The organism is Streptomyces sp. NPDC002446, assembly GCF_053595675.1.
Genome location: NZ_JBSFYC010000015.1, coordinates 1 through 26,210, shown reverse-complemented (window position 1 = coordinate 26,210; position 26,210 = coordinate 1). Strand labels below are relative to the sequence as shown.

The window sequence follows — 26,210 nt, the reverse complement described above, 5'->3', positions numbered from 1 at the left end:
GGTCTCCAGGACGCGCGGCTGGTCCTGGAGACCGGCGTTGGTCCGGTGGGGTGATGCCCGCGCCTCGGCGTGCGCTCACGCCGAGGCGAGATCCCGCAGCGGCTCCGCATGCGCCGCCATCCGCTCCGCCGCCAGGGTCATCGCCGCGGCGTCGTCCCGGGACGTGGCGACCGCCAGGGCGTTCCCGGCGAGGGTGTGGGCGCGCTGCTGCAGGGCCTCGACACGGGGCGCGTCGCCACCGTCGGTGGGCTCGGCACGCAGCGGATAGTGGCCGCCGGTCAGCCGCGCGACCTGCTCGGCGATGCGGTCCGCGGCGGCGGCCAGGGCGGCGCCGTCCAGCTCCCGGGCCCTGCCGGTCTCGGCCCGCGTCGCCAGCGCGTGCAGCTCGTCGGTGACGGTGAGCAGCGCGGTCAGCTGTCCGGCGAGCCGGATGTCCAGCTCCTCCTCGCGGGAGCGGTGCGGGATCTGCGGGGTGGCGGCCATGGTGTGGACCGACTTGGTGCGGATCGGTTCGTACATGGGACAGCCTCCTGAATACGTCCAGGAGGCCATCCTAGCTTAGACGCTGTCTAAAGTTGAGTTCCGTATAGCAATCGCGGTGGCTCAGTACTGTCCGTAACCGTCGAGGAAGGAGCCGATCCGGGTGACCGCGTCCGCCAGATCGTCCTTGCTGGGCAGGGTGACCAGCCGGAAGTGGTCGGGCTCCGGCCAGTTGAAGCCGGTGCCGTGCACGATCATGATCTTCTCGGCGCGCAGCAGGTCGAGGACCATCTGCCGGTCGTCCTTGACCTTGTAGACCTTGGGGTCGAGCCGCGGGAAGGCGTACAGCGCACCCTTCGGCTTGACGCAGCTGACGCCGGGGATCTGCGTCAGCAGTTCGTACGCCGTGTCGCGCTGCTCCAGGAGCCGGCCGCCGGGCAGCACCAGGTCGTTGATCGACTGCCGGCCGCCGAGGGCGGTGGCCACCGCGTGCTGGGCCGGCATATTGGCGCACAGCCGCATATTGGCGAGGATCGTCAGCCCCTCGATGTACGAGGAGGCATGCGCCTTGGGGCCGCAGACCGCCATCCAGCCGCTGCGGTAGCCCGCCACCCGGTACGCCTTGGACAGTCCGTTGAAGGTCAGCGTCAGCAGGTCGGGGGCGAGCGAGGCGAACGGGGTGTGGGTGACACCGTCGTAGAGGATCTTGTCGTAGATCTCGTCGGCGCAGACGATCAGGTTGTGCCGGCGGGCGATCTCCGCGATGCCGTGCAGCAGCTCGTCGTCGTAGACGGCACCCGTGGGGTTGTTGGGGTTGATGACGACGATCGCCTTGGTGCGGTCCGTGACCTTGCGCTCGATGTCGGCGAGGTCCGGCATCCAGTCCGCCTGCTCGTCGCAGCGGTAGTGCACGGCCGTACCGCCGGACAGCGAGACCGACGCCGTCCACAGGGGGTAGTCCGGAGCGGGGACGAGCACCTCGTCGCCGTCGTCCAGCAGGGCCTGCATCGACATCTGGATCAGCTCGGAGACGCCGTTGCCGAGGTAGATGTCGTCGACGGAGAGGTCGATGCCCTTGGTCTGGTAGTGCTGCATCACCGCGCGGCGGGCGGAGAGCAGGCCCTTGGCGTCACCGTAGCCGTGCGCCGTCCCGACCGTACGGAGGATGTCCTCCAGGATCTCGGGCGGGCAGTCGAAGCCGAACGCCGCCGGGTTGCCGGTGTTGAGCTTGAGGATGCGGTGACCCGCCGCCTCCAGCCGCATGGCCTCCTCTAGCACCGGGCCACGGATCTCGTAGCAGACGTTGGCGAGCTTCGTTGACTGGATCACCTGCATGTCCGCCACCTTACGGGCGCGTTTCGGTACCCGCCCGGTGTTTTTCCCCACGCCGGTCAGCGGACGGTGTGGGGTTCCTCACGGGTGGTGATCACCCGCGCCCGGATGCCGCGGTACGGAATCCGCGCGCGGTCGTTCCGTGCGCCGTGCTGATTTCACGGTAGACCGGCGCGCAGGCGCGTACGCCGGTACGCTCCGGGCACATGTCCACCTCGGCGCCCCTGCCGCCACCCGCCGCGCCCGGCTTACCGCTCCCCGCACCGTCACCGGCCGCGTCCGCGGCGCCGCCGCACGGCCCCTTCGCCCTGCTCAACGACGAACCGGTCGCCGAGCCCGGCGCGGACCTGCTCGGCGCCGGCCGGGCCGCCCGGCAGCTCGCCGGGCTGCTGGTCGCCTCCCGCGGCTCCACCCCCTTCACGCTCGCCGTCGACGCCGGCTGGGGCATGGGCAAGAGCAGCCTGATGCGGCTGGTCGACGCGGAGCTGGCGCACGCCCCCGAGGTGCACACCGTCTGGTACAACGCCTGGACCTCGACCGGCGCCGACGCGCTGGAGGGGCTGATCAAGTCCGTCCTGATGCGCTTCGACCGCCGGGTGCTGCGCCGCGGGCTGCAGCGGGTCACCGAGCGGCGCGCGCTGCTGCGGGCCGTACGGGCGCTGACGGCGGTGGCCGCCGGGCCGCTCGGGGTGGCCGGTCTGGTCGACGAGCTGTGGCGGAACCTCTCCGTCAACTCCCAGGCCCGCAACGAGATGCGCGGCGCGATCGGCGATCTGGTGCAGGAGTGGTCCGAGACGGCCGAATTCCGGCCACGCCGGCTCCTGGTGGTCTTCATCGACGACCTCGACCGCTGCTCGGAGGAGACGGTGCTGGCGGTCTGCGAGGCGGTCAAGGTCTATCTGGACGTACCGGGCCTGGCGTTCGTGATCGGCTGCGACCGGTCGGCGCTGGGACCCAACGGGCTGCTGCGCGATCTGTCGCCGGCCGGCTCGGCGTTCATGGAGAAGATCTTCCAGACCAGCTACCGGATTCCGGCCGCCGACAACCACGGCGTCAAGGACTACATCCGCTGGTGCGCCCGGACCGCGGGCATCGAGCCGCTGCTCGACGACGCCCTGGTGGACCTGCTGGCGCAGCGCTCGGACCGCAACCCGCGCCGCATCAAGCGCCTGGTCAACGGCTTCGTCCTGGAGGCCACGCTGAACCCCGTCTGGCGCGACTTCGGGCCGGGCGCGGTGATCAGAACGCTGCTGCTGCAGTACTTCTATCCCGACTTCTACCGGATGATGACCGGCCCGTCCGGAACGGTGGACGGTGATGTGGTGGCCGAATTCCGCACCTACCGCGAGGTGCGCAACACCTTGCTGTCGGCCGCCCCCGGAGTGGTGCCCACTGGGGCGCTGGAGCGGGTGCAGCGCTTCTTCACGTCGTACGGCCTTGTGCCGCCTGCCACGCTCAGCGGCGGGAACGCGGAACTGGACGTGCTGGAACGCCAACTCCCCAGCGACTTCCCGGACCTGGTGGCCAACCTTGCGTTCACGTCACTCGTCGACGAGCTGACCGCCCTCCCGGACGCGGAGCGGCTGCTGCTCCGGCTGCGCGAGGGCCCGCCGGGCTCCGCCGGGGAGCCGACCCGGATGTCCCAGGAGTGGGCCCCGCTCTGGCAGGGGCTGGGGGCCCGCGCCGACGGCTACGCCACGGGGTTCGGTCCACCGCTGGCGTGGCCGGGGGACGAGCCGTTCGGCGGCTACGGGGCGGCGCCGCAGCAGCAGATGCCCGTCCCCCAGCAGGCGCAGACCCCGTATCCGCAGGCCGGGTATCCGCAGGTCCAGCCCGGTTACTCGCAGCAGGGCCCCTACCCGCAGCAGGGCCCCTACCCGGTGGCCCCGGCCTTCGAGGTCCTGTGGGTCGACGACCAGCCGGAGCGCAAGGCCGTGGTGCGCGAGGTGCTGGAGAGCCTCGGGGCGCAGGTGAACCATGTGCCCAAGAGCGCCGACGCCGTGCGGGCCCTGCGCACGCGCGTCCCCGACCTGCTGGTCTCCGACATCAGCCGGGGCTCGGACCACTCGGCCGGCTTCGCGATGGTGCAGCGGCTCAAGGAGGACGGCAACTACGACGGCCCGGTCGTCTTCTTCACCATCCGGCGGTCCGCCGAACGCGAGGAGCGGGCCGCCGCGCTGGGCGCCTCGCTCACCAACAACGAGCAGGAGCTGCGGGAACTGGTGCTGTCCGCCCTGCAGAGCCGGGCCGACGAGCGGACCCCGCCGCGTGCCGGGGAGCCGCCCCGGCGCACGACTACGGCGCAGACCGGGTGGTTCCCCTCGCTGTGACCGTCAGCCGCGGCCCGGCGTCCGCCGCAGGGCCCGCCCCGCCAGCACATCCGTCCGCCGCCCGTCCTCGATCACGAACCGGCCGTCGATCAGGACGTGCGGGATACCCGCCGGAAGCGTGCGGGGAGCGTCGAAGGTCGACCCCGCCGCGACCGTACCGGGGTCGAAGAGGACCAGGTCGGCGCGGTGGCCCTCGCGCACCAGACCCCGGTCGGGCAGGCGCAGCCGGGCGGCCGGACGGCCCGTCAGATGGGCCACGCACTCCTCCAGCGACAGCACGCCCAGCTCGCGCACGTATCTGCCGAGGTAGTGCGGGAAGGTGCCGTACGCGCGCGGATGCGGCTTGTCGCCCTGGAGGATGCCGTCGCTGCCGCCGGTGTGCACCTGGTGGCGCATGATCTGGCGGACGTTGTCCTCATGGCCGACGTGCTGCAGGATCGTCGAGCCCAGCCGGTCGTCGACCAGCAGCCTGCGGGCCGTCACCCACGGCTCCTCGCCGCGCGCCGCGGCACTGCGGGCGACGGTGTGGCCGACGTGGCCGGCCAGGTCCGGGCGGGAGACACCGGAGATCTCGATGGTGTCCCAGTCGATGGGCACGCCATGGCAGCCGTCCGCCCCCTCCGCCTCCATGACGTGGCGGATGCGCTCGGCCGTCTCGTCGTCCCGCAGCCGGGCCAGGACCGCCTCGGGCCCGCCCTCGCTCGCCCAGCTGGGCAGCATCGCGACCAGCGTCGTGCAGCCGGGGGTGTACGGATAGCTGTCCAGCGAGATGTCGCAGCCGTCGTCGAGCGCCCTGTCCAGCAGCGACAGCAGCTCCGGCGCACGCCCCTCGTTGACGCCGAAGTTCATCGTGGCGTGGGCGAGATGGAGCGCGCAGCCCGCCTCCCGCGTCAGCGCCACCATCTCCTCGTACGCCGCGAGCGCGCCGGCGCCGTACGAGCGGTGGTGGGGGCAGTAGTAGCCGCCGTACTCGGCCACCACCCGGCACAGCTCCGCCAGTTCGGAGTCGGAGGCGTACATGCCGGGCGTGTAGGTGAGGCCGGAGGACATGCCCATCGCGCCTTCCCGCATACCGTCCGCGACCAGCTGTTTCATCCGGGCCAGCTCGTCGGGCGCCGCCTCGCGGTCCGCCCAGCCGACCACCAGCATCCGGACCGTGCCCTGCGGGATCAGGTACGCGGCGTTCACCGCGATGCCCTGTCCGCCGAAGCCGTGGTCCAGCCGGTCCAGGTACTCGCCGACCGACCGCCAGTCGAAGTCGATGTCCTCCCCGTGGCCGTTCCAGCCGCTGATCGCGCGCCGTACCTCGGCGAGCGTACGGTCGTCGACCGGCGCGTACGACAGCCCGTCCTGGCCGAGGACTTCGAGGGTCACGCCCTGGGCGGCCTTGGCGCTGTGGTCGGGGTCGCGCAGCAGGGCGAGGTCGCTGTGCGCGTGCATGTCGATGAAGCCGGGGGACAGGACGAGGCCCTCCGCGTCCAACTCCCTGCGGGCCAGCGGGCGTTGGCAGCCGGCCGCCGCGGCCTCCTTGACGATCGCGGCGATCCGGCCGCCGTCGACGACCACATCGGCGCGGTAGGAGGGCGCGCCGGTGCCGTCCACGACGTCCGCGTCACGGATGACGAGGTCCTCCACGGCCGGCCTCCTAGAAGAACGTCCGGATGAACTCCGTGACCGTCCCGTCCCGCTCGACCACCGGGATGAGCTGCCACTTGTCGAAGGACGTGCAGGGGTGCGACAGCCCCAGCCCGACCCAGTCGCCGACCTCCAGATCGCCGCTGCGCTCGGTGTCGACCCAGGCGTGCTGGTCGGAGAGCCTGGTGACGGTGATCCCGGCCGCCGGGCGCTCGGTGCCGTCGCGGCCGGACCGTACGACCCGGGCCTGCGGCAGATCCAGGTCGTAGGCCGCATCGCGCTTGCCCGCGTTGAGGAACGCCTGCCGGGGCGTGGGGCGGGAGACGACCTGTGCCCACAGCCGGAAGGCGGGCTGCAGGGCGCCCTCCTCGGGGATGCGCCGGAAGGGGGTGAGGCGGCCGTAGTGGCCGTCGTCGTGCGAGACGTACGCGCCCGAGCGCAGCAGCTTCAGGACCGGCGCGGACAGCTCGGGGATCTCGCCGAACACCTCGGCCACCGCGTCGAACCAGGCGCTGCCGCCGGCGCTGACGACGATCTGGTCGAGGTCGGCGAACCGGCCCGCCTTGTCGAACTCCACGGCCAGCGCCACCAGCCGGCGCATCCAGGCGGTCACCCGCTCGACGTCGGCGTCGGGCACCTCGCCCTCGTACCCGGCGACACCCACCAGGCGGAGGGTGTCCACGCCCGCGATGGCGTCGGCGAGCTCCAGGCACTCGGCCTCCGTGCGGACGCCGGTGCGCGCGCCCTCACCGGCGCCGAGCTCGACCACCACGTCCACCGGGCGGGTCGCGCCGGCCTCGCGCAGCGCCACGTCCATCAGCTCGATGCCGCGCAGCGAGTCGACGTAGCAGACGAAGCGGAAGCCGGGGTCGTCGGCGAGCTCGGCGGCGAGCCAGCGCAGTGCGGCGGTGTCCACGACCTCGTTGGCCAGGAAGATCCGCTGGATGCCGAAGCTGCGGTAGACGCGGGCCTGGTGGGGGACGGCCGCGGTGATGCCCCAGGCGCCGTGCTCCAGCTGGCGGGCGAAGAGCTGCGGCGCCATACAGGTCTTGCCGTGCGGGGCGAAGGCGAGCTTGTGCCGGGAGGAGTAGGTCTCCATCAGGGCCAGGTTGTGCTCGACCGACTCGGCGGCCAGGGCCAGGACGGGGGTGGTGAACCCGCCGGTGAACAGGCTGCGGCGCTCGGCGGCCAGCTCGCCGACGGTCAGTCCGTCGGCGTCCGGGGGGAGGGCCTTGAAGCGGTGATCGACCCGCTCGTCCGCGAGTGCCTTGAGTCCCTGCGCGAGCCGCTCACCGGCCATGAGGCCTCCTCGAAGATCTTGTTGCAGTCTCTGCAACACTCATTGCGCATATCGCTTACAGCTGTCTAACATCCGAGCCATCGCCCGGTCAATCATGGGAAACGCAGCGGGAAACCGGCGGGAACACGGCGAGCCGGGCAACGGGAAACCACCCCGCACACCGCGCGGCACACGGCCCGGACGAGCCGTCCAGCGAAGGAGCGCAACCGATCGTGACCAGGTCCTCGAACGCCGGCGACGCCCCCGCCCCGGACGGTGCCCCCGTCCCGGAGCCCGATGTCGTCTGCCTCGGCGAGTCCATGGTCACCTTCCTGCCCAGCCGTCCCGGGCGGCTCGCCGACGTACCGTCCTTCGACCGCGCCATCGGCGGCGCCGAATCCAACGTCGCCTGTACCCTCGCCCGCGCCGGCCACACCGCCCGCTGGATCTCCCGGGTCGGCGCCGACGGCTTCGGCGACCACCTCCTCGCCGCCATCGCCGACTGCGGCGTCGAAGTCTCCGCCGTCCAGCGCGACCCGCGGCGCCCCACCGGCATCTACTTCCGCACGGCGGGCGACCGCGCCACCGACGCCCACGAGGTCGCCTACTACCGGGCCGGCTCCGCCGCCTCCGCCATGTCCGTCACCACCATGGACCTGGCCGCGATCCGCGCCGGCCGGGTGCTGCACCTGTCGGGCATCACCGCCGCGCTCTCCGCCGACTGCCTCGGCCTGCTGCGCGAGCTGACCGCGCCGTGCCCGGCCGGCCGGCGCCCGCTGCTCTCCTTCGACGTCAACCACCGGCCCGGACTGTGGCGGGACAGCGCCGACGCCGGTGTCCTGCTCGACCTCGCCCGCGGCGCCGACCTGGTCTTCGTCGGCGAGGACGAGGCCGCGGACGCCTGGGGCGTCACCGGCGGCCCGGACGCCGTCCGCGCGGCACTGCCCGAGCCCGGCACCCTGGTCGTCAAGCGCGGGGCCGCCGGCGCGGTCGCCTACGACAGCCACGGCGGCCGGTACAGCGAACCCGCCCCGCGCGTCGACGTCGTCTCCGCCGTCGGCGCGGGCGACGCCTTCGCCGCCGGGTTCCTCTCCGCCGCCCTGCGCGGCCTGCCCGTCCCCGCCCGGATCCGGTACGGACACCTGTGGGCCGCCGCGGTCCTCACCGTCCCGGGAGACCTGACCACACCCCCCTCCCGCCCCCAGGCCGACCGGCTCGCCGCCCTCGGCGCCGCCGCCTGGGGGACACTGCACCTCGGCCCCGGCTGGACGAAAGCCACCACGGCCGACGAGCGGGCGGCCGCCGAGGAGGTAGGAACGCAGTGAACGAGCGAAGCGAGGCACCCGCATGAGTCAGACCGTCGACCGCGCGCTGAGCATCCTGCCGCTGCTCGCCGAGGGACCCGCCGACCTGGGGCAGGTCGCCGACCGCCTGGGCGTCCACAAGTCCACCGCACTGCGGCTGCTGCGCACCCTCCACGAGCACGGACTCGTCCACCGCCAGCCCGACCAGCGCTACCGCCTCGGCGCCCGGCTCTTCGCGCTCGCCCAGCAGGCCGTCGAGAACCTCGACGTGCGCGATATCGCCCACCCCCACCTGGTCGAACTCAACGAGAAGTGCGGACACACCGTCCACCTCGCGGTCCACGAGGAGAACGAGGTCCTCTACATCGACAAGGTCGAGAGCCGCTACCCGGTCCGGATGTACTCCCGGATCGGCAAGCCCGTCGCGATCACCGTCGCCGCGGTCGCCAAACTCCTCCTCGCCGACCTCCCCGAACCCGAGCGCCGCGCCCTCGCCGAGAAGCTCGACTACCCCCGCTACACGGCCCGTTCGACCCCCGACGCCACGGCGTTCCTCGCCGAACTGGCCAAGGTCCGCGAACAGGGCTGGGCCACCGACCTCGGTGGCCACGAGGAGTCCATCAACTGCGTCGGCGCCCCCATCCGCGGCGCGGACGGCCGCACGGTCGCCGCGATGTCGGTCTCCGCGCCCAGCGTCGTCGTCAGCGCCGATGAACTCCTCAGGCTCCTCCCGCTGGTACGCCGCACCGCCGAGGCGATCAGCCGGGAGTACTCCGGCACCACCCCAGCAAAGGACACCGCATGACGGACAAGACCGCGCTCACCCCGAAGACGCACACCACCCCGCCCGCCAAGTTCTCCCACGGCGTCAAGAAGGGCAACATCCTCCAGGTCGCCGGCCAGGTCGGCTTCCTCCCCGCCGTCGCGGGCCAGGCACCGACCCCGGCCGGCCCCACCCTGCGCGAACAGACCCTCCAGACCCTCGAAAACGTCCGGGCCATCCTGGAGGAGGGCGGCGCGAGCTGGGACGACGCGATGATGATCCGCGTCTACCTCACCGACGTGAACCACTTCGCCGAGATGAACGAGATCTACAACGCCTACTTCGAGGAGCAGGGCCTCACCCAGGCCCCCGCCGCCCGCACGACCGTCTACGTCGGGCTTCCCCAGGGCCTCCTCATCGAGATCGACGCCCTCGCGGTGCTGGGCTGACGCCCGCTCACACCACCGCCGCTGAAACCCCCGCAAGCCGTACGTCATCACGGCACGGCACCCGGCCTCCCGCGCCCGGTGCCGTGCCGCGATCCCACCTGCCCTGAAAGACCCATGGAATTACGAGGTCCTCGCGCATGGCACCCCTCCCGTCGCCGCTCACCGCGGCCGCGCCCGCCGCCACGCCACCCGCACCGCCCCACACCGGCGGCCTGCTCGCCCTGATACCCGGCACCGCGGGCCTGCTGACGGTCGCCGCCCTCGGCATCGCCCTCCTCCTCGTCCTCATCATCAGGGTCCGCCTCCAGCCCTTCGTCGCCCTGCTCGGCGTCTCCCTCGCCGTCGGCCTGGCCGCCGGACTCTCCGTCACCGAACTCTTCGGCACGGTCCAGAAGTCCGCCGCCGTCTCGCTCGTCGAGACCGGCATGGGCGGCATCCTCGGACACGTCGCCATCATCATCGGCCTGGGCACCATGCTCGGCGCGATCCTCGAAGTCTCCGGCGGCGCCGAGGTGTTGAGCGGCCGGCTGCTCCGCCTCTTCGGCGAGCGGCGCGCCCCCCTGGCCATGGGGGTGACCGGCCTGGTCTTCGGCATCCCCGTCTTCTTCGACGTCGGGATCTTCGTCCTCGCACCGATCGTCTACGCGGCCGCGAAGCGCAGCGGCAGATCCATCCTGCTCTACTGCATGCCGCTGCTCGCCGGACTGTCCATGACCCACGCCTTCCTGCCGCCGCACCCCGGACCGGTCGCCGCGGCCGGCCTCTTCGAGGTCGACCTGGGCTGGATCATCCTCATGGGCGTGGTCTGCGGCATCCCGGCCGTGCTCGCCGCCTGGGGCTACGCGGCCTGGATCGGCAAGCGCCTCTTCGTCGGCGTACCGCAGGACCTGGTCGAAGCCGCCGAGGAGGCCAGGGCCGCGGTCGCCGCCGAACAGGCCGCGGCCGGCCCCGGCGCCCGGGAGAAGCCCGCAAGCCTGGGCGTGGTCCTCGCCATCATCGGCACCCCCCTCCTCCTCATCCTGCTGGCGACCTTCTCCTCGATCGCCCTGCCGCCCTCCACGGGCCGCTCGGTCATCGAGTTCTTCGGACACCCCTTCGTCGCCCTGACCCTCGCCCTGCTGATGGCGTACTACCTGCTGGGCATCCGCCGCGGCTGGTCCCGCACGTCCCTGGAGACCGTCTCCACCGCGTCGCTGAAGCCGGTCGGCAACATCCTGCTGGTGGTCGGCGCCGGCGGCGTCTTCGGTGCCGTCCTCAAGGGCAGCGGCGTGGCCACCGCCCTCTCCGAGACCTTCCAGCACGTCGGCCTCCCCGTCATCGTGCTGGCCTATCTGCTCTCCCTCGTCCTGCGCGTCGCCCAGGGCTCGGCCACGGTCGCCATCGTCACCACGGCCGGCATCGTCCTCCCCCTGGTCGAGGGGCAGGGCCTGTCCCAGGCCCACCTGGCCCTGGTCATCATGGCGATCTCGGCCGGCTCGATCTTCGCCTCGCACGTGAACGACGGGGGCTTCTGGATCGTCAGCAAGTACTTCGGGATCACCGAACGCGACACCCTCAGGTCCTGGACCGTGCTGGAGTCGGTGCTCTCGGTCGCGGGCTTCGCGGTGGCGGCGCTGGTGAGCCTGGTCGTCTAGGCGTGCCGACCGGGCAGGCCGGTGGCGCGGCCGGCCGAGGTGCGGCCGCGGATCTATCTACCCGGACGGCGGCCTTTCGCCGGGTCACCCGCGGGAACACGTGCGGCAAGCGACGAAGGCAGGGAGCGAGCACATGGCGAAGAACTCCGTGGTACGCCAGAAGGGCGACGGCGACGCATTCTGGCTGCTGAACGGCCTCTACGAGGTCAAGGCGTCCGGTGAGGAAACCAATGGCGAGATGACGGTCATGGAGATGACCATTCCGGAGGGAGGGGGCCCACCGCCGCACACCCACCCCGGAACCGAGAGTGTCTACGTCGTCGAGGGGACGCTGCGCTACCACATCGGCAACGAGACGTTCGAAGGCGGCCCCGGATCGTTCTTCCACATCCCCGCGGGGACGCTGGAACGATTCGAGCCCACGAGCACGGTCCGTATGGTGATCACCTACACGCCGGGCGGAATCGACAAGTTCTTCGCCGAGGCCGGCGAACCGGCCCAGCGACGCGAGCTGCCACCGCCGTCGGCCACGGCCCCGGACGTCGAGCGCCTGGTGGAGATCGGCCGGCGGTACGACATCGACATGAGGCCCCTGCATCTGGCCTAGGGCCTGTCCGGGGGGCGGACGAAGTGGTGCCCGGCCCGTCCGCGACGGACCGGGCACCGCTTCGTCGGCTGTGCCGCTCAGCCCGCCTTGCAGTACTGGTTCTCCTTGCCGATCGCGCGATAGGGGCAGTCGGAGAGCTCCAGCAGGTGCAGGACCGCTTCCCGGTTGCGCGAGGTCTCCTTCGGGATGACCGAGTCCCGCGGGTAGAAGCCGCCGTCACCGGCCGACGACGGGAACATCTCGAAGGTGTAGGCGAAGATCTTCTGGTCGCCCCACAGCCAGTCGTCGATGGAGCCGTCCGTGACGTACAGGTCGCTGGACTGCTCGGGGGTGTAGCCGTTGCTGTCGGCCATGCTCTTGCCGATGGTGGCGAAGGTGTCGTGGTCGTCCTGGGTCATGCCCTCGCCGGTGTCGGCGTCGGTGTAGCCGAAGGGCCACAGCACGAGTTCGCTGTAGGTGTGGAAGTCGACGGCGGCGGTGATCTGCTGCTTGCCGCCCACGTTGCGGCTGCGGACGAAGTCCGAGACGAGCTTCACCTCGGGGGCCGAGGCCGCGGACGCGCCGCGGTAGGTCTCGTCGCCGGGGTCGTCGGAGGAGCCGCCGCAGCAGCCCCACTTGAAGTCCCAGTTGCGGTTGAGGTCGGTGCCGACCTCGTTGGATCCGGCGTTGGGCTGGCGGTTCTTGCGCCACATGGCGAAGTCCCCGGAGGAGATGTCGTACTCCCCGCCGTCCGGGTTCAGGTCCGGGAGGATCCAGATCTCGCGGGAGTCCAGCATCTTGGTGACGCGGTCGTCGCTGCCGTACTTCGAGGTGAACTCGCCCAGGAGGTAGAGGGCCATCTCGACCGTGAGGTGTTCCCGGGCGTGCTGGTGGTGGGTGAAGAGGACCTCGGGTTCCTTCTCGTCCTTGGTGACGTTCTTGCTGAGCTTGAGGGCGAGGACGTCGCGGCCTTCGTGGGACTTGCCGATGACCTGCTTGCTGAGGATGTCCGGGTACTTGGCGACGAGGCCGTCGATCTCCTTCGTCGCCTCGTCGTAGGTGTGGTAGCCGGTGTAGCCCTCGGGGAAGTCCTTGGCGCGGGACGACGGCGTGCCCTTGCCGGTGCCCGGCGGGTCGGGCAACTGCCGTAGCCGGTGGCCGAGTCGGCGCACCGCGGCGGCCTGTGAGCGGTCGGCGGTGATGACGACGGTGCCCGCGTGCACCTCGTCGATGGAGGCGCCGGTCGCCGAGAGCGCGGTACGCGCGGCGCGCGTGGCGGGGCCGGTCACCTCGTACTGGTGGGGGAGTTCGGCGGCCTGCGAGGCGCCGGCGGCGGGCTCGCCGGCCGGGGACGCCTGCGCCTGGGCGGCGGCTATCGGGGCGGCGAGCGCCAGGGAGAGGAGTGCGGCGAGGACGGTGGTGCGTCCGCCGCGGGTTCGTGGTCGCATGCGTTCTCCTGTGGGGGGTGTGAGTCCAAGCGACGGCGTCAGTGTTCGGGTATTGGCATGGCTGGGTCAAGGTGTGGGCTGGCCAGATGTGGGGGAGTCCTGGCGGCCGGGCCGGAACGGGCCCCGTTGCGTCAACTCACCGCCGTTTTACGGAATTTGATTGCCTCGCGGGGTCGTGGCGTTCACAATGCGCACGACAAATCCGAAGGCCCTCAAGGGCGTTCGGTGACAGAAGCTGAGAGGACCCCCACATGAATCGACCTCTCGTCGGCACCCTGGCCGCGGCCGTGCTGAGCGCCGCGGCCCTGGTGGGCTCCGTCGGAACGGCCCACGCGGCACCCGACCGGGCTCCGCACCGCCCGGCGCACCACAAGCCCAGGGCGGTGGACTTCGCCGGCACCGTCGCGCTGAGCAACTGCTCCGGCTCGGTGGTCAAGATGCCCACCTCGCAGGAGAACGACCCGGCCCTGGTGATGTCCAACGGCCACTGCCTGGAAGGCGGTATGCCCGGCGCGGGCGAGGTCATCGTCGACCAGCCGTCCGGCCGCAGCTTCACCCTGCTCGACAAGTCGGCCGGTGACCTGGGCACGATCAAGGCCACCAAGGTCGCGTACGCCACGATGACCGACACCGACGTCTCGCTCTACGAGACCGGTTCGACCTACGCCGAGATCGAGCAGAAGTACGGGATCAAGCCGCTGGAGCTGGCCACCGAGCACCCGTCCCAGGGCGCCGCGATCAGTGTGGTCTCCGGCTACTGGAAGAAGATCTACTCCTGCAACATCGACGGGTTCGTGCCCACCCTCAAGGAGGGCGACTGGACCTGGAAGGACTCGGTCCGCTACACGCCGGAGTGCAAGACCATCGGCGGGACCTCCGGCTCGCCGGTGATCGACACCGCCACCGGCAAGGTCACGGCGATCAACAACACGGGCAACGAGGACGGTGAGGAGTGCACCGTCAACAACCCGTGCGAGGTGGACGAGAACGGCAAGGTCACCGTGCGCAAGGGCATCAACTACGCACAGCAGACGTACGGGATCCCCAAGTGCTTCGGCGTCGGCAACAAGCTGGATCTGAGCGCGGAGGGGTGCGCGCTGCCGAAGCCGGCGGCCACCCGTAGGTGAGCTCCCCCGGGTGAGATGACCTAAGGGGAGCCGGAAAAGGAGCCAGGTCCCGGGCACGGGATGCGCGGGACCTGGCCTTCGGGGGGTGGCGCTTACGGAAGCCCGTGGACGTGGGCGCCCACCTGACCGGCGAACTCACCGCCGTTCGCGGCGTCCCAGTTGGTGGACCAGGTCATCGCCCCGCGCAGACCCGGGTAGGTCCTGGCGGGCTTGAAGGAGCCGCAGCCGCTGCCCCGGGTGAGGCAGTCCAGCGCGGCGTTCACCACGCTCGGGGACACATGCCCGCTGCCCGCCGCCTTCGGGGACGCCGGTACGCCGATGCCGACCTGGGACGGGTCGAGCCCGCCCTCCAGCTGGATGCAGGCGAGCGAGGTCAGGAAGTCGACCGAGCCCTGGGCGTAGACCTTGCCGTCGCAGCCGTTCATCGAACCGCTGTTGTAGTACTGCATGTTGACGACGGTCAGGAAGTCCTTGATGGCGAGCGCCGTCTTGAAGTACTCGTTCTGCGGCGACTGCATGTCGATGGTCTGCGGGGCCATGGTCACCACGACATCGCCGTGCGCGGCGTGCACGGCCTTGAGCGCCTGGGTCATATAGGTCGAGTTGAGGCCGTTCTCCAGGTCGATGTCGACGCCGTCGAAGCCGTACTCGTCCATGAGCTTGTCGATCGAGTCGGCGAAGTTCCGGGCCGAGGCCTCGTCGTTGACGGAGACGGCGCCCTTCTCGCCGCCGACGGAGATGACCACCGACGTGCCGGCCGCCTGCTTCGCCCTGATGTCCGCCTTGAAGTCGTCGACCGAGCCGTAGCCGACGGCCGGGTCGAGGCGGAAGGTGACGGCGCCGGGCTCCCCGGTCGTGTCGGCGAAGGCGACCGCGATGATGTCGTAGGCGTCGTCGACGTCCTTCAGCTTCTGCACCGTGGCGCCGTTGTCGAAGTTCTGCCAGTAGCCGGTGAGGGCGTGCCGGGGGACCGCGGCGGATGCGGCGGCGGAGGCCGGGACGGGGTGGCCCTCGGCCGCGTCGGCGGTGCCGGCCGCGAGGGCGCCGGCCGGGACCAGTGCCGCGGCGGCCAGCGGGGCCAGCAGCCGCCTGGTGACTCTTCCTGATCGTGCGCGAACCACGACTGCCTCCGTGTGGGGGGGAGTTGAGGGGGGTGCGGATGCGCGCTCAGGGGCCCCTGCGCTTGCCGTACAAGGTGGTCCAGACCATTGATCCTGTCAAGGGTCCTGCCGCAGGAGGGTGTTCGCCTGGTCGTCGCTCGGGCGGTATGCGCAATTTCCCGGCGGGAAGCCGGTCATGACGAGTAGCCCAGAACGTGTTCTCCCGGGCGTATCTCTCTGGATACAGTGCTGAGCGTATGGCGCCTATGGCGCAGAGCTGTGCCGATCCGCGGTCCCGGGACCCCCGGAGGCCGGAGGAAGTGGGGGAGCGACGTGCCGACCGCGATTGCAGTCACCAGCCCTGACCTCGCGCTGCCCGCGGCCGACCGGCGGACTCCGGCCGCCGTCGTCCTGCGGGCGCCCCATCTCCAGCCGCTGGACGAGGCCCTGACGGAGCTCGGCGCCGTACTGGAGCACCACGGGCATCTCATCGCGCTGTACTCCTCCGCGTGCCCGCCGGAACACGTCCGCCGGCTGCACACCCTGCGCGCCGTCCTGGAGAGCGACCGGATCGCCATCGTGCCGACGTCCCTGCCGCCGCTGGGCACGGCACTGCTCGCCCAGCAGCTGCGGCAGCTGTCGCTGTGCGACTTCAGCCCCGGTGTGCTGGCCAGTTCGGCGCGGCTGCTGACCCACTACATCCACGCGGGTGCCCTGCTGGGCAGCGTCACCGGCCTGGACCGGATCGAGGTCGATCTGCGCTCCCACCTCAAGTCGCTGCTGCCCGGCGCGCACTTCGCGGTGCTGGCCAACCCCGAGCCGCAGCTGCTGCACCTGGACCGGCACACCGCCGAGGCCGGGCTGCCCGCACCGGGCTTCGCCACCCGGCTCGCACTCGCCCGCGGCCAGCTCGCCACGGACTGGGTGACAAGATCGCTGGCGCCGGCCTGGCAGGTACAGGGGACCTACGAGGAGCGGCTGCCCGCGGAGTCGGCCCGGTGGTGGGGCACCCAGAAGCTGGTCGAGTTCGCCGCGGCCATCCCGGACCCGTCCGTGCTCTACCAGCTGGTGGCGTCGGTACGGCGCGAGGAGTGCGGCTGGTGCGGCCTGGAAGTCCTCGGCGACCGCTGTGCGTTCTGCGCGGCGCCGCTGGCGCGGGACCGCTGCGCGCGGGGCGGCGGCTCGTCCGGGCGGCACCCCGCGGCCATAGCGGGGCCGGGACCGGGTGCGCGCACCGCGCCGGCTCCGGCCGCGGCCTCCGACCAGGCCCCGCCCCCCGGCCCGGCTCCCGCCCCGGGGCCGGCTCCGGAGTGCGGGCCGCCGCCCTCGCCCTGGCAGGAGCGCGGTCTGTCGCCGGTGGCGCCGTCCGGTGTGCCCGGCACCACGGAGGTACGCGGCGGCGCTCCCGGCTACGGCGCCGGACCCGGGCAGCTGGACGTCCGCGGGCCGAACCTGGCAACGGGCGCCCCGGCCCGCGGAGTTCCGGGGATCCCCTACGGGTCCGGCCACCCCGGGTCCGGAAACCCGTACGGGTCCGGCCGCCCCGTGCCGGGGAACCCCTACGCGTCCGACGGCCCCGCCGCCCCGGGCCACTGGGACCTGCCCGGCCACCCCGACGCCGCCCGCCGTCCCGACCTGCCCGGCCCCCCGGACCCGACCGCCCGCCCGGAAGTCCCCGGCGCCCCGCGGACGGTGGCCCGCGCGCACTGACCCCCGCCGCGCCCCCGACCGCCCGCCCCGTCCCCCGTCCCGATCGAGGTCCCTCCCCCATGAACTCACGCCAGCGCCGCGGAGTGATCCTGCTGCTCCTGTCGGTCCTCTGCGCGGTCGGCGCGTTCGTCGGCGTACTTTCGGTGATCAAGAACGTCGAGTCCAAGGTCGGCCCGGAGAAGACCGCGTACCGGCTGCGGACGGACGTCGCGGCCTACAAGGCGCTGGATCCCGGGCAGTTCGAGAAGGTGAAGATGCCGCAGCGATGGCTGCCGCCCACCGCCGTGACCGACCTGGACAAGGTCAGCGGCAAGATCGCGGTGACCCCGCTCAAGAAGGGTTCGCTGCTCCAGAGCGACATGATCGTCGAGCGGCCCGCGCTGAAGGCCGGGCAGCAGGAGATCGCCATCATGATCGACGCCGCCACCGGCGTGGCCGGCAAGATCAACCCCGGTGCCCGGGTGAACATCTACGCCACCTTCGAGGGCAAGCGCCCCGAGGACAAGCCGGTCTCCAAGGTCATCGTCTCCGGCGCCCAGGTCATCGACGTCGGCAGGCTGACGCCCCTGGAGGCCAAGGACCCCGGCGACACCACACCCGGCCGGCAGGCCGGCGAGGCCGTCCCGATCACCTTCGCGCTGGGCACCCAGGACGCCCAGCGGGTCGCGTACGCCGAGTCCTTCGCCTCCCACGTACGGCTCGCCCTGCTCGCCCCCGGGGACGACGCCGCCGTCCCGCCCGGCCAGCGCACCTACACCCTCGACGGCGACAAGTGACGGAGGCCCAGGTGACCATCCGTATCCTCCCGGCGATCGGCGACCCGGACGCCGCACGGGCCGTGTCCTCGCTGCTCCACCAGCTGCCGGACGCCGAACCCGGAGCCGTCGTCACCGACTCCGCGGCGCTGCTCGACGCCCTGGCCGGTGCCGCCGCCCAGGGCGCCGGCGCCCCGCCCGCCGACCAGGCCCCGCCCGGCGCCGCACCGCCCCCGTCCGTCGGGGCGCTCCCCGAGGTCGTGCTGGTCCACGAGCGGATCGGCCCGACGCCGGCGCTGGAGCTGATCCGCGAGGTGGCGCTGCGCTTTCCCGCGGTCGGCGTCGTACTGATCACCACCGACGCCGGGCCCGCACTGTTCTCCGCGGCGATGGACGCCGGCGCCCGGGGCGTCGTCGGATTCCCGCTCGGCTACGACGAGCTGGCCGCCCGGGTGCAGGCCGCCGCCCAGTGGTCGGCGGGCGTACGGGTCCACCTGGGGGGAGGCCCGGAGGCGGCGCCCGGGCCGGCCGGCACGCTGGTGACCGTGACCGGCGCCAAGGGCGGGGTCGGCACCACGGTCACCGCGGTGCAGCTGGCGCTGGCCGCGCGGGCCGCGGGCCGCAGCGTCGCGCTGGTCGACCTCGACCTGCAGTCCGGTGACGTCGCCTCCTATCTGGACGTGCAGTTCCGCCGCTCGGTCGTCGACCTGGCCGGCATCCAGGACATCTCCGTACGGGTTCTCCAGGACGCGGTGCACGACCACCACACGGGGCTGGGGCTGCTGCTGGCCCCGGAGGAGGGCGAGCGCGGCGAGGAGGTCGACGACCGTGCGGCCCGCCAGATCATCGGCGCACTGCGCTCCCGCTACGAGGTGGTGCTCGTCGACTGCGGCTCCCAGATGCAGTCCGCGAACGCCGCGGCCGTCGAACTCGCCGATGCGGCCCTGCTGGTGACCACCCCGGACGTGGTGGCCGTACGCGCCGCCAAGCGGCAGGTGCGGCTGTGGGACCGGCTGCAGATCCGTAAGGCGGAGGACACCACGACGGTGGTCAACCGCCTCACCCGCAGCACCGAGATCCAGCCGCCGTTGGTCGCCAAGGCCACCGGCACCCACGTGGCCCGCACCCATGTCCCGGCCGCCTTCAAGGAGTTGCAGCCCTGTGTCGACGCGGGCCGGATGCAGGACCTGGATGCCCGGTCGACGGTCAGGCAGGCGCTGTGGGCGCTGGCGGGCGAGCTCGGGCTGGTCGAGTCACCGGCCGCGCGGCAGGGGCGGGGCAACCACCGGGCGCGTCCGTCGCTGACGGGGCGCAAGCGCAAGGCCCTCACCTCGGGGGCGGCTCCCGGATCCGGGACCGGTCCGGGTCCGGCGCCGGGGTCCTCGTCCGGGGCGGGGGCGGGATCCGGTACCCGGTTCGGCGCGCGGCGCGGTCCGGCCACGGCGGCCGGCGGTCCCGGGCCGTTCGATCCGGCCGGTCCGTACGAGGAGGGCTGAGCGGTGCGGCGCCCCCTGGGCGGCAACGACCGCGGGCAGGTCTCCGTGGAGTTCCTGGGACTGCTTCCGCTGATCCTGCTGGTGCTCGTACTGCTCTGGCAGTTCGTGCTGGTCGGCTACACCTACTCGCTCGCCGCGCACTCCGCCGACCGGGGTGCGCGGGCCGCCACCGCCACCCAGGGCGGCGGCGCCGGCGCCTGCCGCACCGCCGCCGAGGATCAGCTGCCGTCCGCCTGGCGGTCCGGCGCCACGACTTCCTGCGGCACCGGCGGCGGCCTGTGGAAGGCCACGGTCCGGCTCAAGGTCCCGGTGCTCTTCCCCGGCGCGGGCGACTTCCCGTGGACGGTCACCGGCACCGCCGGCGTCGCGAAGGAGGACCGAGGATGAGCGCCGTACGCACCCCCGCCCGCCGCCCGCGCACCCCGGCCTTCCTGCGCGTCCCCGCCCGGCTGCGCACCCCCGCCCGACTGCGCGGCCCCGGCCGCGACCGGGGCCAGGTGTCCATCGAGTTCCTCGGCTTTCTGCCGATCCTGCTGCTGGTCGCGCTGGCCGTGATCCAGCTGGGCCTGGCGGCCTACACCGTCCAGCAGGCCGGCACCGGAGCGCGCGCCGCCGCCCGCACCGCCTCGATGGACCGGGCCGAGCAGGAGAGCGACCCGCAGACCGCCGGCCGGGCCGCGATGAGCGGCTGGGTCGCCGACGACGCGACGATCTCCGTGGGCGGCGCGGGAGACGCGGTCCGGGCGACCGCGACCGTCCGCATCCCCTCCCTCATCCCCGGCGTCGACTTCGGCACCGCCAGCCGCAGCGCCACCATGCCCCGCCCCGAGACACCCAGCGCAGCGGGCCTGCACGAAGGAGCATCACCGCGGTGAGCCTGAAAGCCCGGATCGTCGCCCCCGAGCCGGCCGGCGAGGCGCGCCAGGACAGCCATCTGGTCGCCGTCTACCGCGCCAAGCTGCTGGAGGAGATCGACCTCGCCGAGATGTCCTCGCTGGCCGCGGCCGAGCGCCGCTCACGGCTGGAGCGGGTACTGGGCCACATCATCAGCCGCGAGGGCCCGGTGCTGTCCACGGCCGAACGCGCCCAGCTCATCCGCCGGGTGGTCGACGAGGCGCTCGGCCTCGGCGTCCTGGAGCCGCTCCTGGAAGACGCCTCGATCACCGAGATCATGGTCAACGGCCCGGACCAGGTGTACGTCGAGCGCTACGGGCGGGTCGAGCTGGTCCCCGTGCGCTTCGCCTCGCACGAGCAGCTGATGCAGACCATCGAGCGGATCGTCTCCACCGTCAACCGCCGCGTGGACGAGTCCAATCCGATGGTCGACGCCCGGCTGCCGTCCGGCGAGCGGGTCAACGTCATCATTCCGCCGCTCGCCCTGAACGGGGCCACCCTCACCATCCGCCGCTTCCCGCGCGCCTACACCCTGGCCGAACTCATCTCCATGGGCACGCTCGACGAGCAGATGCTGATGCTGCTGGCCGGGCTCGTCCGCGCGAAGTTCAACGTGGTGGTCTCCGGCGCGACCGGCGCCGGCAAGACCACCCTCCTCAACGCGCTCTCCGGACTGATCCCCGACGGGGAGCGGATCATCACCGTCGAGGACGCCGCCGAACTCCAGCTCCAGCAGTCCCATGTCATCCGGCTGGAGTCCCGGCCGCCCAACGTGGAGGGCAAGGGCCGGATCACCATCCGCGACCTGGTCCGCAACTCCCTGCGCATGCGCCCCGACCGCATCATCGTCGGCGAGGTGCGCGGCGGCGAGACCCTCGACATGCTCCAGGCCATGTCCACCGGCCACGACGGCTCGCTCGCCACCGTCCACGCCAACAGCGCCGAGGACGCCCTGATGCGGCTGCAGACACTGGCCTCCATGTCGGACGTCAAGATCCCCTTCGAGGCGCTGCGGGACCAGATCAACAGCGCCGTCGACTGCCTCGTCCAGCTCACCCGGCACGCCGACGGCTCCCGCCGGATCAGCGAGATCGCCATCCTCGACTCACGCGGCCACGAGGACTACCGGCTCGCGACGGTCTGCCGCTTCGAGGCCGAACCGATGGGCGCCGACCGCATCGTGCACGGCCGCTTCCGCTACTTCCCGCTGCCCCGCCGGGTCGCCGAACGCCTCTTCATGGCGAGCGAGCCCGCCCCGCCCGCCTTCGGCGTCGCGGCCACCGACGACCAACTCGCCACCCGGAAGGCCACCTCATGACCGACGGGACGCACCTCACCCAGCTCACCGTCGGGGCCACCCTGCTGTGCGGGGTGCTCGCGATCGCCGGCGTCCGCACCTACGCGGCCGGGCGCGCCCAGCGGCAGGCCGTCGTCGACCGGCTCGACGACGAGCGCGGGCTGCCGGTGGCCGGACGGCGCCGCCGCTTCCCCTCCGTGGACCGCACCCTGCGCGGCACCCGCTTCGGCCGCCGCCTCGAACTGCGGCTGGCGGCCACCGGCCTGGACGTCACGCCCGGCGAGTTCTTCGTCTCCATGGTGGTCACGGTCCTCGCCCTGTCGCTGATCGCCCAGGCCACCCTCGCCCCCTTCTTCGGCCCGATCGCCGCGCTGGTCGCCGTCTGGGCGGCCTTCGCGTTCCTCAACTGGCAGCGCCAGAAACGCATCGAGAAGTTCATCAACCAGCTGCCCGAGCTCTCCCGGATCCTCGCCAACGCCACCCAGGCCGGGCTGGCGCTGCGTACGGCGCTGGGCATGGCGGCCGAGGAGCTGGAGGCGCCGGCCGGCGAGGAGCTGGCCAAGGTCTCCGACAAGCTCTCCGTCGGCCACTCCGTCGACGAGGCGCTCGGTGAGCTGGCCGAGCGGCTCCCCTCCCGTGAACTCGTCGTCCTGGTCACCACCCTGGTGCTCGCCAACCGCGCCGGCGGCACCGTCGTCGGCTCGCTGCGCAACCTCACCAGGACCCTGGAGGAGCGCAAGGAGACCCGCCGCGAGGTCCGCACCCAGCTCTCCCAGGTCGTCGTCACCGCCTATGTCGTCCCGCTGCTCGGCATCGGCACCCTGCTGCTGATGAACCGGATCGCCCCCGGGGCCATCGACCGGATGACCTCGTCCTTCCTCGGCCAGCTGGCCGTCGTGGTGGCCTTCGTCCTGTACGGGCTCGGCTTCTTCTTCATCCGCCGGCTGTCCAAGATCGACGTCTAACGGGAACGGAAGCCGCTATGGGAATCGGAATCGTGCTGGCCGCGGCCCTGGCGCTGTCGGTCGTCGGCATCTCCTGCGGTATCGCCCTCTACCGCCGCGAGGCCCGGCTGCCACCCGACCTGGCGCTGTCGCTGGAGGTCGGCTCGACACGTACGACGGCCGTCGGCTCGGCCGTGGACCGCGCCGGCATGCGCTACGCGCCGTTCGTCCTGCGTCTGATGGGCGACAAGCGCACCGCCCGTATCCGCCGCCGCATCGACCTGGCCGGCAACCCGGGCGGACTGACCGTCGACCGCTACGCCGCCCGCCGCGCCGTCTACGGCGGACTCGGGTTCTTCGGCGCACTGGTGATGTTCCTGCGCGGCCAGCCGGTTCTGGGTGTCCTGATGGTGCTCTTCGGCCTCTTCTGGACCGAGGTCGGCATCTGGGCCGCGATCCGCCAGCGCAAGGACACCATCGAACGCATTCTTCCGGACTTCCTGGACGTGCTCGCCGTCGTCGTCAGCGCCGGACTGAGCTTCCGCCAGGCACTGGACCGCGTCGCGGAGAAGTACGAGGGCCCCTGGGCCGATGAACTCCGCATTACGCTCCGGCAGATGGACATGGGCGTCAGCCGCCGCGCCGCCTTCGACGAACTGCGCAAACGCAACGACTCGGAGCAGGTCGCCCAGTTCGTCACCGCCCTGCAGCAGGGCGAGGAGCTGGGCTCCCCCATCGTGGAGACCCTGATCCAGATCGCGAACGACATGCGGCGCACCGATGCCCAGAACGCCCGGCGGCGGGCCGCCCGCGCGGTCCCCAAGGCCACCATGATCGTCACCACGTTTATGGTCCCGGCCACGATGATCCTGCTCATCGCCGGTTTCTTCCTCGGCTCGGGCACCGACTTCGGCTCGCTGATGGGCGACTGACCGTGCCGTACCCCCTGCGGCGAGTGCGCGGTGTACGGCCCCGGCGGGCGCGCCCCGTGCCCGGCCGGATGCGTACGGTTCACCGTTCGCTTCTCGTCAACGCCTTCGCAGGAGCAACGAGTTGTGCCACAGTGGGTGGGCCGGCGAGCGGGTGCGCACTGCGGTGCGCAGCGGCCCGCCGGTCCGCATGGGCATCGGAACGGGACGGGGTCCCGGAGGGGGAGCGGGGGTGGACGGAGTGCGACTGAGTGGCCGAATCGCGCCGTTGTGTCTTCCGCCCGTGTCTCCCGCAGAGGATTGGGTACGGAATCCCTGTTCCGGGAACGCCGTTCCGGCGTACTTTTCTCGTGTCGGCAGCGCGCACGAGCGCGCCGGCATCACGGGGGCAGATCTGCCGGACCAGAGCGGTACGGCCGCCCATGGAGGGGAATTCGATGGCGAAGCGGATTTTGGGGAACGACCGGGGACAGACCTCGATCGAGTACCTCGGCATCATCGCGGTGGTCGTGGCGATCGTCCTGGTCCTGTCGACCACGGACTTCGGCAGCCAGATCGCCAACGCCATCGCCAACAAGATCTCCGACGTCGTCGGTATCTAGGCCCCGCCGCCACCGCCGTGACGGCCACGACCACGCGCCGCAGCCGGCGCGACGCCGGGCAGGCCTTTCCGCTCTACATCGTTGCGGTCGGGGGCCTGCTCTTTCTCGCGCTCGCGTTCTTCGCCGTCGGGCAGGCGGCGGCCACCCGCAACGGCGCGCAGACCGCCGCCGACGCGGCCGCGCTCGCCGCCGGCCAGAAGTACCGCGATCTGCTGACCAAGGGAGTGCTCGACGGCATCCGCGACGGGAGTTACGAGAGCGACCGGGCCGCCTGGGAGGACCTGCTGAACGGGCGCGGCGCCCCGTCCGAGGCCGCCTGCCGGAGCGCGGCCTGGTTCGCCGGGCGCAATGACGCCGAGGTCGCCTCCTGCACCCCGGACTCCTGGCCCACCTCGTTCGCCGTCACGGTCAGGACCCGTGACACCGTGGGCCGTTCGGTCATCCCCGGCACCGAGAGCAAGCACGCGTCGGCCGGGGCGAAGTCCGTCGTCGGCCCGCGCTGCACCCTCGACCCGGCCGGGGACGACGACGGCAGGGGCGGCAAGGACGGCAAAGACTCCCCCGAGCCCGCCGCGATCAAGATCACCTGCGACGGCGAGGGCTGGACGCTCGACCCCGGCAACCTCCACGATCTCCCCGAAGCCTTTGACCTCTTCTCCGTACGCCTGGCCCGTTGAGCCGGGCCCGCCCGACCACACGACGATCGAAGGAATCGCATCCATGAGCATTCGGCGCACCACGAAAGCCGCCAGGGGAGCGGTCGCCATGGCGAGCGCTGCCGGCCTGGCTCTCGTCGTGGCCGGCTGTGGCGGCGGTGGTGACGGCGGTGCACAGGCGAGGGACGACAAGAAGCCGCCGGCGCGCAGCACCGCCCCCAAGGACCAGGGCCCCGGCGCCCCCGCGGCCGACTCCGACAAGGTGATCGGCGAGATGAAGGGCCCCGACGGGGTGGTGATCACCCTGCACTCCGTCGTCCGGGACTCCGGCGGCTTCGTCACCGTCAACGGCACGGTGACCAACCGCGGCACCCGCGCCTTCAACGCCATCGACTGGCGCTCCAACGAAACCGAGCTGCGCTCCCGTTCCTCCCTCTCCGGCGCCACCCTCGTCGACAAGGCGGGCAAGAAGCGGTACTTGGTACTGCGCGACACCAACGGCGAGTGCCTGTGCACGACCGGTCTCAGCGGTCTGCTGCCGGGAGCCAGCCGTCCGATATTCGCGCAGTTCCCGGCGCCGCCGGCCAAGGTGACCGAGGTCGACTTCCAGCTGCCGACCATGCCGCCGGCCAGCGTGCAGATCACGGACTGAGCGGGCCGCCCCGATGACCGTGACCCCGATGCCCCGAGCCCGGCGCACACCCCGCGCCCGTACGGCCGTCACCGCCGCCGTCGCCCTGCTGCTGACCGCGGCGCTGACCGCCCCGGCGGCCCATGCCGACCCGCCGGGCATGACCGAGGACTCCAGCCCCCCGGTCCGCATCGACCCCTCCGACCCCGATCTGCGGATGGTGCAGGGCGCCGAGCTCGCCCCGTCCAAGGTCCTCAACATCAAGTCGATCGTCGAGACCGACGACGGCTCGGAGCGCCGCCAGGACACCAACGACAATGTGACCTTCGCGCTCCAGGCCGAGGTCCTCTTCGGCAAGGACAGCGCCGAGCTGACGCCGGACGCGCTGTCGCGGATCGCCACCATCGCCACCGAGATCAAGCGGCAGAAGGCCACCAGCCTGCGGGTCTTCGGCTTCACCGACAACCTCGGCTCGGCGGGCCACGGCCTGGTGCTGTCCCGGAAGCGCGCCAACGCCGTCCAGCAGGAACTGGCCAAGGACCTCGGCTCGTCCGTCGGCTTCCAGATCCGCGGATACGGCGAGCAGTACCCGATCGCCGACAACAGCACGGAGGAGGGCCGGAAGAAGAACCGGCGGGTCGAGGTGAGTTTCCCTCGCGGGGCGTGAGCCCGTTTTCGGCTGGCCCGCCGTGGGGGTTGCGCTTGTTTCGCCTGCGGCGGGCTGTTGCCGCTGCGCGGGGCTGTTCGGGGTGCGGTGGCGGTCCTCCGGGGCAGGGTGTCCGGACTGCTTGGAGTTACATACGGAAAACCAGCCCCAACCGCACCCCCC

General features: G+C 72.0%; 25 protein-coding genes. 19 read left to right on the top strand and 6 right to left on the bottom strand.

Annotation, left to right across the window (positions count from 1 at the left end; translation table 11 throughout):
• Nucleotides 1–75: 75 nt before the first annotated feature.
• Together ACWD6P_RS11575 and ACWD6P_RS11570 are read right to left on the bottom strand one after the other, a co-directional pair.
• Nucleotides 76–519 (bottom strand): SCO4983 family protein, encoded by a 444-nt coding sequence (locus ACWD6P_RS11575; protein WP_451443848.1) that lies wholly within the window; start codon nucleotides 517–519, stop codon nucleotides 76–78.
• 84 nt (nucleotides 520–603) lie between these two features.
• Entirely contained in the window at nucleotides 604–1,815 is a 1,212-nt protein-coding gene (locus tag ACWD6P_RS11570) for a pyridoxal phosphate-dependent aminotransferase (protein ID WP_451443847.1), read from the bottom strand.
• A gap of 203 nt (nucleotides 1,816–2,018) precedes the next feature.
• Between ACWD6P_RS11570 and ACWD6P_RS11565 the strand changes: the two genes are divergently transcribed.
• Nucleotides 2,019–4,142: a P-loop NTPase fold protein gene (locus ACWD6P_RS11565; protein ID WP_451443846.1), complete on the top strand. Its 2,124-nt coding sequence runs from the start codon at nucleotides 2,019–2,021 to the stop codon at nucleotides 4,140–4,142.
• A gap of 3 nt (nucleotides 4,143–4,145) precedes the next feature.
• On the opposite strand, the gene ACWD6P_RS11560 is transcribed toward ACWD6P_RS11565, so the two are convergent.
• Together ACWD6P_RS11560 and ACWD6P_RS11555 are read right to left on the bottom strand one after the other, a co-directional pair.
• Complete coding sequence (locus tag ACWD6P_RS11560) at nucleotides 4,146–5,777, bottom strand: N-acyl-D-amino-acid deacylase family protein (protein ID WP_451443845.1); 1,632 nt, start codon at nucleotides 5,775–5,777, stop codon at nucleotides 4,146–4,148.
• Between the two features lie 10 nt (nucleotides 5,778–5,787).
• Nucleotides 5,788–7,077 carry an amino acid deaminase gene (locus ACWD6P_RS11555; RefSeq protein ID WP_451443844.1) on the bottom strand — a complete coding sequence of 430 codons (1,290 nt, stop codon included), beginning with the start codon at nucleotides 7,075–7,077 and terminating at the stop codon, nucleotides 5,788–5,790.
• Between the two features lie 212 nt (nucleotides 7,078–7,289).
• On the opposite strand from ACWD6P_RS11555, the gene ACWD6P_RS11550 reads away from it, so the two are divergent.
• The 5 genes from ACWD6P_RS11550 to ACWD6P_RS11530 all read left to right on the top strand — a co-directional run bounded on the left by ACWD6P_RS11550 (nucleotide 7,290) and on the right by ACWD6P_RS11530 (nucleotide 11,813).
• Nucleotides 7,290–8,381: a sugar kinase gene (locus ACWD6P_RS11550; protein WP_451443843.1), complete on the top strand. Its 1,092-nt coding sequence runs from the start codon at nucleotides 7,290–7,292 to the stop codon at nucleotides 8,379–8,381.
• A 22-nt stretch (nucleotides 8,382–8,403) separates the two neighbouring features.
• Nucleotides 8,404–9,165 carry an IclR family transcriptional regulator gene (locus ACWD6P_RS11545; RefSeq protein ID WP_451443842.1) on the top strand — a complete coding sequence of 254 codons (762 nt, stop codon included), beginning with the start codon at nucleotides 8,404–8,406 and terminating at the stop codon, nucleotides 9,163–9,165.
• Nucleotides 9,162–9,572, top strand: coding sequence for a RidA family protein (locus ACWD6P_RS11540; RefSeq protein WP_451443841.1), 411 nt, complete (start codon nucleotides 9,162–9,164; stop codon nucleotides 9,570–9,572). The genes ACWD6P_RS11545 and ACWD6P_RS11540 overlap by 4 nt, the downstream gene beginning before the upstream one ends.
• 137 nt (nucleotides 9,573–9,709) lie before the next feature.
• On the top strand, nucleotides 9,710–11,206 hold the full coding sequence (locus ACWD6P_RS11535; RefSeq protein ID WP_451443840.1) for a GntP family permease: 1,497 nt from the start codon (nucleotides 9,710–9,712) through the stop codon (nucleotides 11,204–11,206).
• Between the two features lie 133 nt (nucleotides 11,207–11,339).
• Nucleotides 11,340–11,813, top strand: a complete 474-nt coding sequence (locus ACWD6P_RS11530) for a cupin domain-containing protein (protein WP_451443839.1) — start codon at nucleotides 11,340–11,342, stop codon at nucleotides 11,811–11,813.
• Nucleotides 11,814–11,890: 77 nt separating this feature from the next.
• Here ACWD6P_RS11530 and ACWD6P_RS11525 read toward each other — a convergent pair whose 3' ends face one another.
• Nucleotides 11,891–13,240, bottom strand: coding sequence for a M14 family metallopeptidase (locus ACWD6P_RS11525; protein WP_451443838.1), 1,350 nt, complete (start codon nucleotides 13,238–13,240; stop codon nucleotides 11,891–11,893).
• A gap of 251 nt (nucleotides 13,241–13,491) precedes the next feature.
• Between ACWD6P_RS11525 and ACWD6P_RS11520 the strand changes: the two genes are divergently transcribed.
• Nucleotides 13,492–14,367: a trypsin-like peptidase domain-containing protein gene (locus ACWD6P_RS11520; protein WP_451443837.1), complete on the top strand. Its 876-nt coding sequence runs from the start codon at nucleotides 13,492–13,494 to the stop codon at nucleotides 14,365–14,367.
• Between the two features lie 92 nt (nucleotides 14,368–14,459).
• Here ACWD6P_RS11520 and ACWD6P_RS11515 read toward each other — a convergent pair whose 3' ends face one another.
• Nucleotides 14,460–15,488: a chitinase gene (locus tag ACWD6P_RS11515; RefSeq protein WP_451443836.1), complete on the bottom strand. Its 1,029-nt coding sequence runs from the start codon at nucleotides 15,486–15,488 to the stop codon at nucleotides 14,460–14,462.
• Nucleotides 15,489–15,800: 312 nt separating this feature from the next.
• On the opposite strand from ACWD6P_RS11515, the gene ACWD6P_RS11510 reads away from it, so the two are divergent.
• From ACWD6P_RS11510 to ACWD6P_RS11455, 12 genes are all read left to right on the top strand, one after another.
• Nucleotides 15,801–17,177, top strand: coding sequence for a hypothetical protein (locus ACWD6P_RS11510; RefSeq protein ID WP_451443835.1), 1,377 nt, complete (start codon nucleotides 15,801–15,803; stop codon nucleotides 17,175–17,177).
• Between the two features lie 59 nt (nucleotides 17,178–17,236).
• Complete coding sequence (cpaB, locus tag ACWD6P_RS11505; RefSeq protein ID WP_451443834.1) at nucleotides 17,237–17,953, top strand: Flp pilus assembly protein CpaB; 717 nt, start codon at nucleotides 17,237–17,239, stop codon at nucleotides 17,951–17,953.
• 11 nt (nucleotides 17,954–17,964) lie between these two features.
• Nucleotides 17,965–19,428 carry an AAA family ATPase gene (locus tag ACWD6P_RS11500; RefSeq protein ID WP_451443833.1) on the top strand — a complete coding sequence of 488 codons (1,464 nt, stop codon included), beginning with the start codon at nucleotides 17,965–17,967 and terminating at the stop codon, nucleotides 19,426–19,428.
• A 3-nt stretch (nucleotides 19,429–19,431) separates the two neighbouring features.
• Complete coding sequence (locus tag ACWD6P_RS11495; protein ID WP_451443832.1) at nucleotides 19,432–19,815, top strand: TadE/TadG family type IV pilus assembly protein; 384 nt, start codon at nucleotides 19,432–19,434, stop codon at nucleotides 19,813–19,815.
• Nucleotides 19,812–20,303, top strand: coding sequence for a TadE family protein (locus tag ACWD6P_RS11490; RefSeq protein ID WP_451443831.1), 492 nt, complete (start codon nucleotides 19,812–19,814; stop codon nucleotides 20,301–20,303). Before ACWD6P_RS11495 ends, ACWD6P_RS11490 begins: the two co-directional genes overlap by 4 nt.
• Nucleotides 20,300–21,640, top strand: a complete 1,341-nt coding sequence (locus tag ACWD6P_RS11485; RefSeq protein WP_451443830.1) for a CpaF family protein — start codon at nucleotides 20,300–20,302, stop codon at nucleotides 21,638–21,640. The genes ACWD6P_RS11490 and ACWD6P_RS11485 overlap by 4 nt, the downstream gene beginning before the upstream one ends.
• Entirely contained in the window at nucleotides 21,637–22,584 is a 948-nt protein-coding gene (locus tag ACWD6P_RS11480) for a type II secretion system F family protein (RefSeq protein WP_451443829.1), read from the top strand. Before ACWD6P_RS11485 ends, ACWD6P_RS11480 begins: the two co-directional genes overlap by 4 nt.
• Nucleotides 22,585–22,601: 17 nt before the next feature.
• On the top strand, nucleotides 22,602–23,495 hold the full coding sequence (locus tag ACWD6P_RS11475; protein ID WP_451443828.1) for a DUF5936 domain-containing protein: 894 nt from the start codon (nucleotides 22,602–22,604) through the stop codon (nucleotides 23,493–23,495).
• A 434-nt stretch (nucleotides 23,496–23,929) separates the two neighbouring features.
• Nucleotides 23,930–24,094 (top strand): membrane protein, encoded by a 165-nt coding sequence (locus ACWD6P_RS11470; protein ID WP_018089307.1) that lies wholly within the window; start codon nucleotides 23,930–23,932, stop codon nucleotides 24,092–24,094.
• Nucleotides 24,095–24,111: 17 nt separating this feature from the next.
• Complete coding sequence (locus tag ACWD6P_RS11465; protein ID WP_451443827.1) at nucleotides 24,112–24,771, top strand: pilus assembly protein TadG-related protein; 660 nt, start codon at nucleotides 24,112–24,114, stop codon at nucleotides 24,769–24,771.
• A 43-nt stretch (nucleotides 24,772–24,814) separates the two neighbouring features.
• Nucleotides 24,815–25,402, top strand: coding sequence for a hypothetical protein (locus tag ACWD6P_RS11460; RefSeq protein WP_451443826.1), 588 nt, complete (start codon nucleotides 24,815–24,817; stop codon nucleotides 25,400–25,402).
• A 13-nt stretch (nucleotides 25,403–25,415) separates the two neighbouring features.
• The gene (locus ACWD6P_RS11455; protein ID WP_451443825.1) at nucleotides 25,416–26,048 is read left to right on the top strand and encodes an OmpA family protein; all 633 of its coding nucleotides are present in this window, start codon (nucleotides 25,416–25,418) and stop codon (nucleotides 26,046–26,048) included.
• Nucleotides 26,049–26,210 lie beyond the last annotated feature (162 nt).

Excerpts from the sequence above, each read along its gene's own strand:
- ACWD6P_RS11575 (WP_451443848.1), bottom strand. The coding sequence starts at position 519 with ATGTACGAACCGATCCGCACCAAGTCGGTCCACACCATGGCCGCCACC.
- ACWD6P_RS11570 (WP_451443847.1), bottom strand. The coding sequence starts at position 1,815 with ATGCAGGTGATCCAGTCAACGAAGCTCGCCAACGTCTGCTACGAGATC.
- ACWD6P_RS11565 (WP_451443846.1), top strand. The coding sequence starts at position 2,019 with ATGTCCACCTCGGCGCCCCTGCCGCCACCCGCCGCGCCCGGCTTACCG.
- ACWD6P_RS11555 (WP_451443844.1), bottom strand. The coding sequence starts at position 7,077 with ATGGCCGGTGAGCGGCTCGCGCAGGGACTCAAGGCACTCGCGGACGAG.
- ACWD6P_RS11545 (WP_451443842.1), top strand. The coding sequence starts at position 8,404 with ATGAGTCAGACCGTCGACCGCGCGCTGAGCATCCTGCCGCTGCTCGCC.
- ACWD6P_RS11540 (WP_451443841.1), top strand. The coding sequence starts at position 9,162 with ATGACGGACAAGACCGCGCTCACCCCGAAGACGCACACCACCCCGCCC.
- ACWD6P_RS11535 (WP_451443840.1), top strand. The coding sequence starts at position 9,710 with ATGGCACCCCTCCCGTCGCCGCTCACCGCGGCCGCGCCCGCCGCCACG.
- ACWD6P_RS11530 (WP_451443839.1), top strand. The coding sequence starts at position 11,340 with ATGGCGAAGAACTCCGTGGTACGCCAGAAGGGCGACGGCGACGCATTC.
- ACWD6P_RS11525 (WP_451443838.1), bottom strand. The coding sequence starts at position 13,240 with ATGCGACCACGAACCCGCGGCGGACGCACCACCGTCCTCGCCGCACTC.
- ACWD6P_RS11520 (WP_451443837.1), top strand. The coding sequence starts at position 13,492 with ATGAATCGACCTCTCGTCGGCACCCTGGCCGCGGCCGTGCTGAGCGCC.
- cpaB (WP_451443834.1), top strand. The coding sequence starts at position 17,237 with ATGAACTCACGCCAGCGCCGCGGAGTGATCCTGCTGCTCCTGTCGGTC.
- ACWD6P_RS11490 (WP_451443831.1), top strand. The coding sequence starts at position 19,812 with ATGAGCGCCGTACGCACCCCCGCCCGCCGCCCGCGCACCCCGGCCTTC.
- ACWD6P_RS11480 (WP_451443829.1), top strand. The coding sequence starts at position 21,637 with ATGACCGACGGGACGCACCTCACCCAGCTCACCGTCGGGGCCACCCTG.
- ACWD6P_RS11475 (WP_451443828.1), top strand. The coding sequence starts at position 22,602 with ATGGGAATCGGAATCGTGCTGGCCGCGGCCCTGGCGCTGTCGGTCGTC.
- ACWD6P_RS11470 (WP_018089307.1), top strand. The coding sequence starts at position 23,930 with ATGGCGAAGCGGATTTTGGGGAACGACCGGGGACAGACCTCGATCGAG.
- ACWD6P_RS11460 (WP_451443826.1), top strand. The coding sequence starts at position 24,815 with ATGAGCATTCGGCGCACCACGAAAGCCGCCAGGGGAGCGGTCGCCATG.
- ACWD6P_RS11455 (WP_451443825.1), top strand. The coding sequence starts at position 25,416 with ATGACCGTGACCCCGATGCCCCGAGCCCGGCGCACACCCCGCGCCCGT.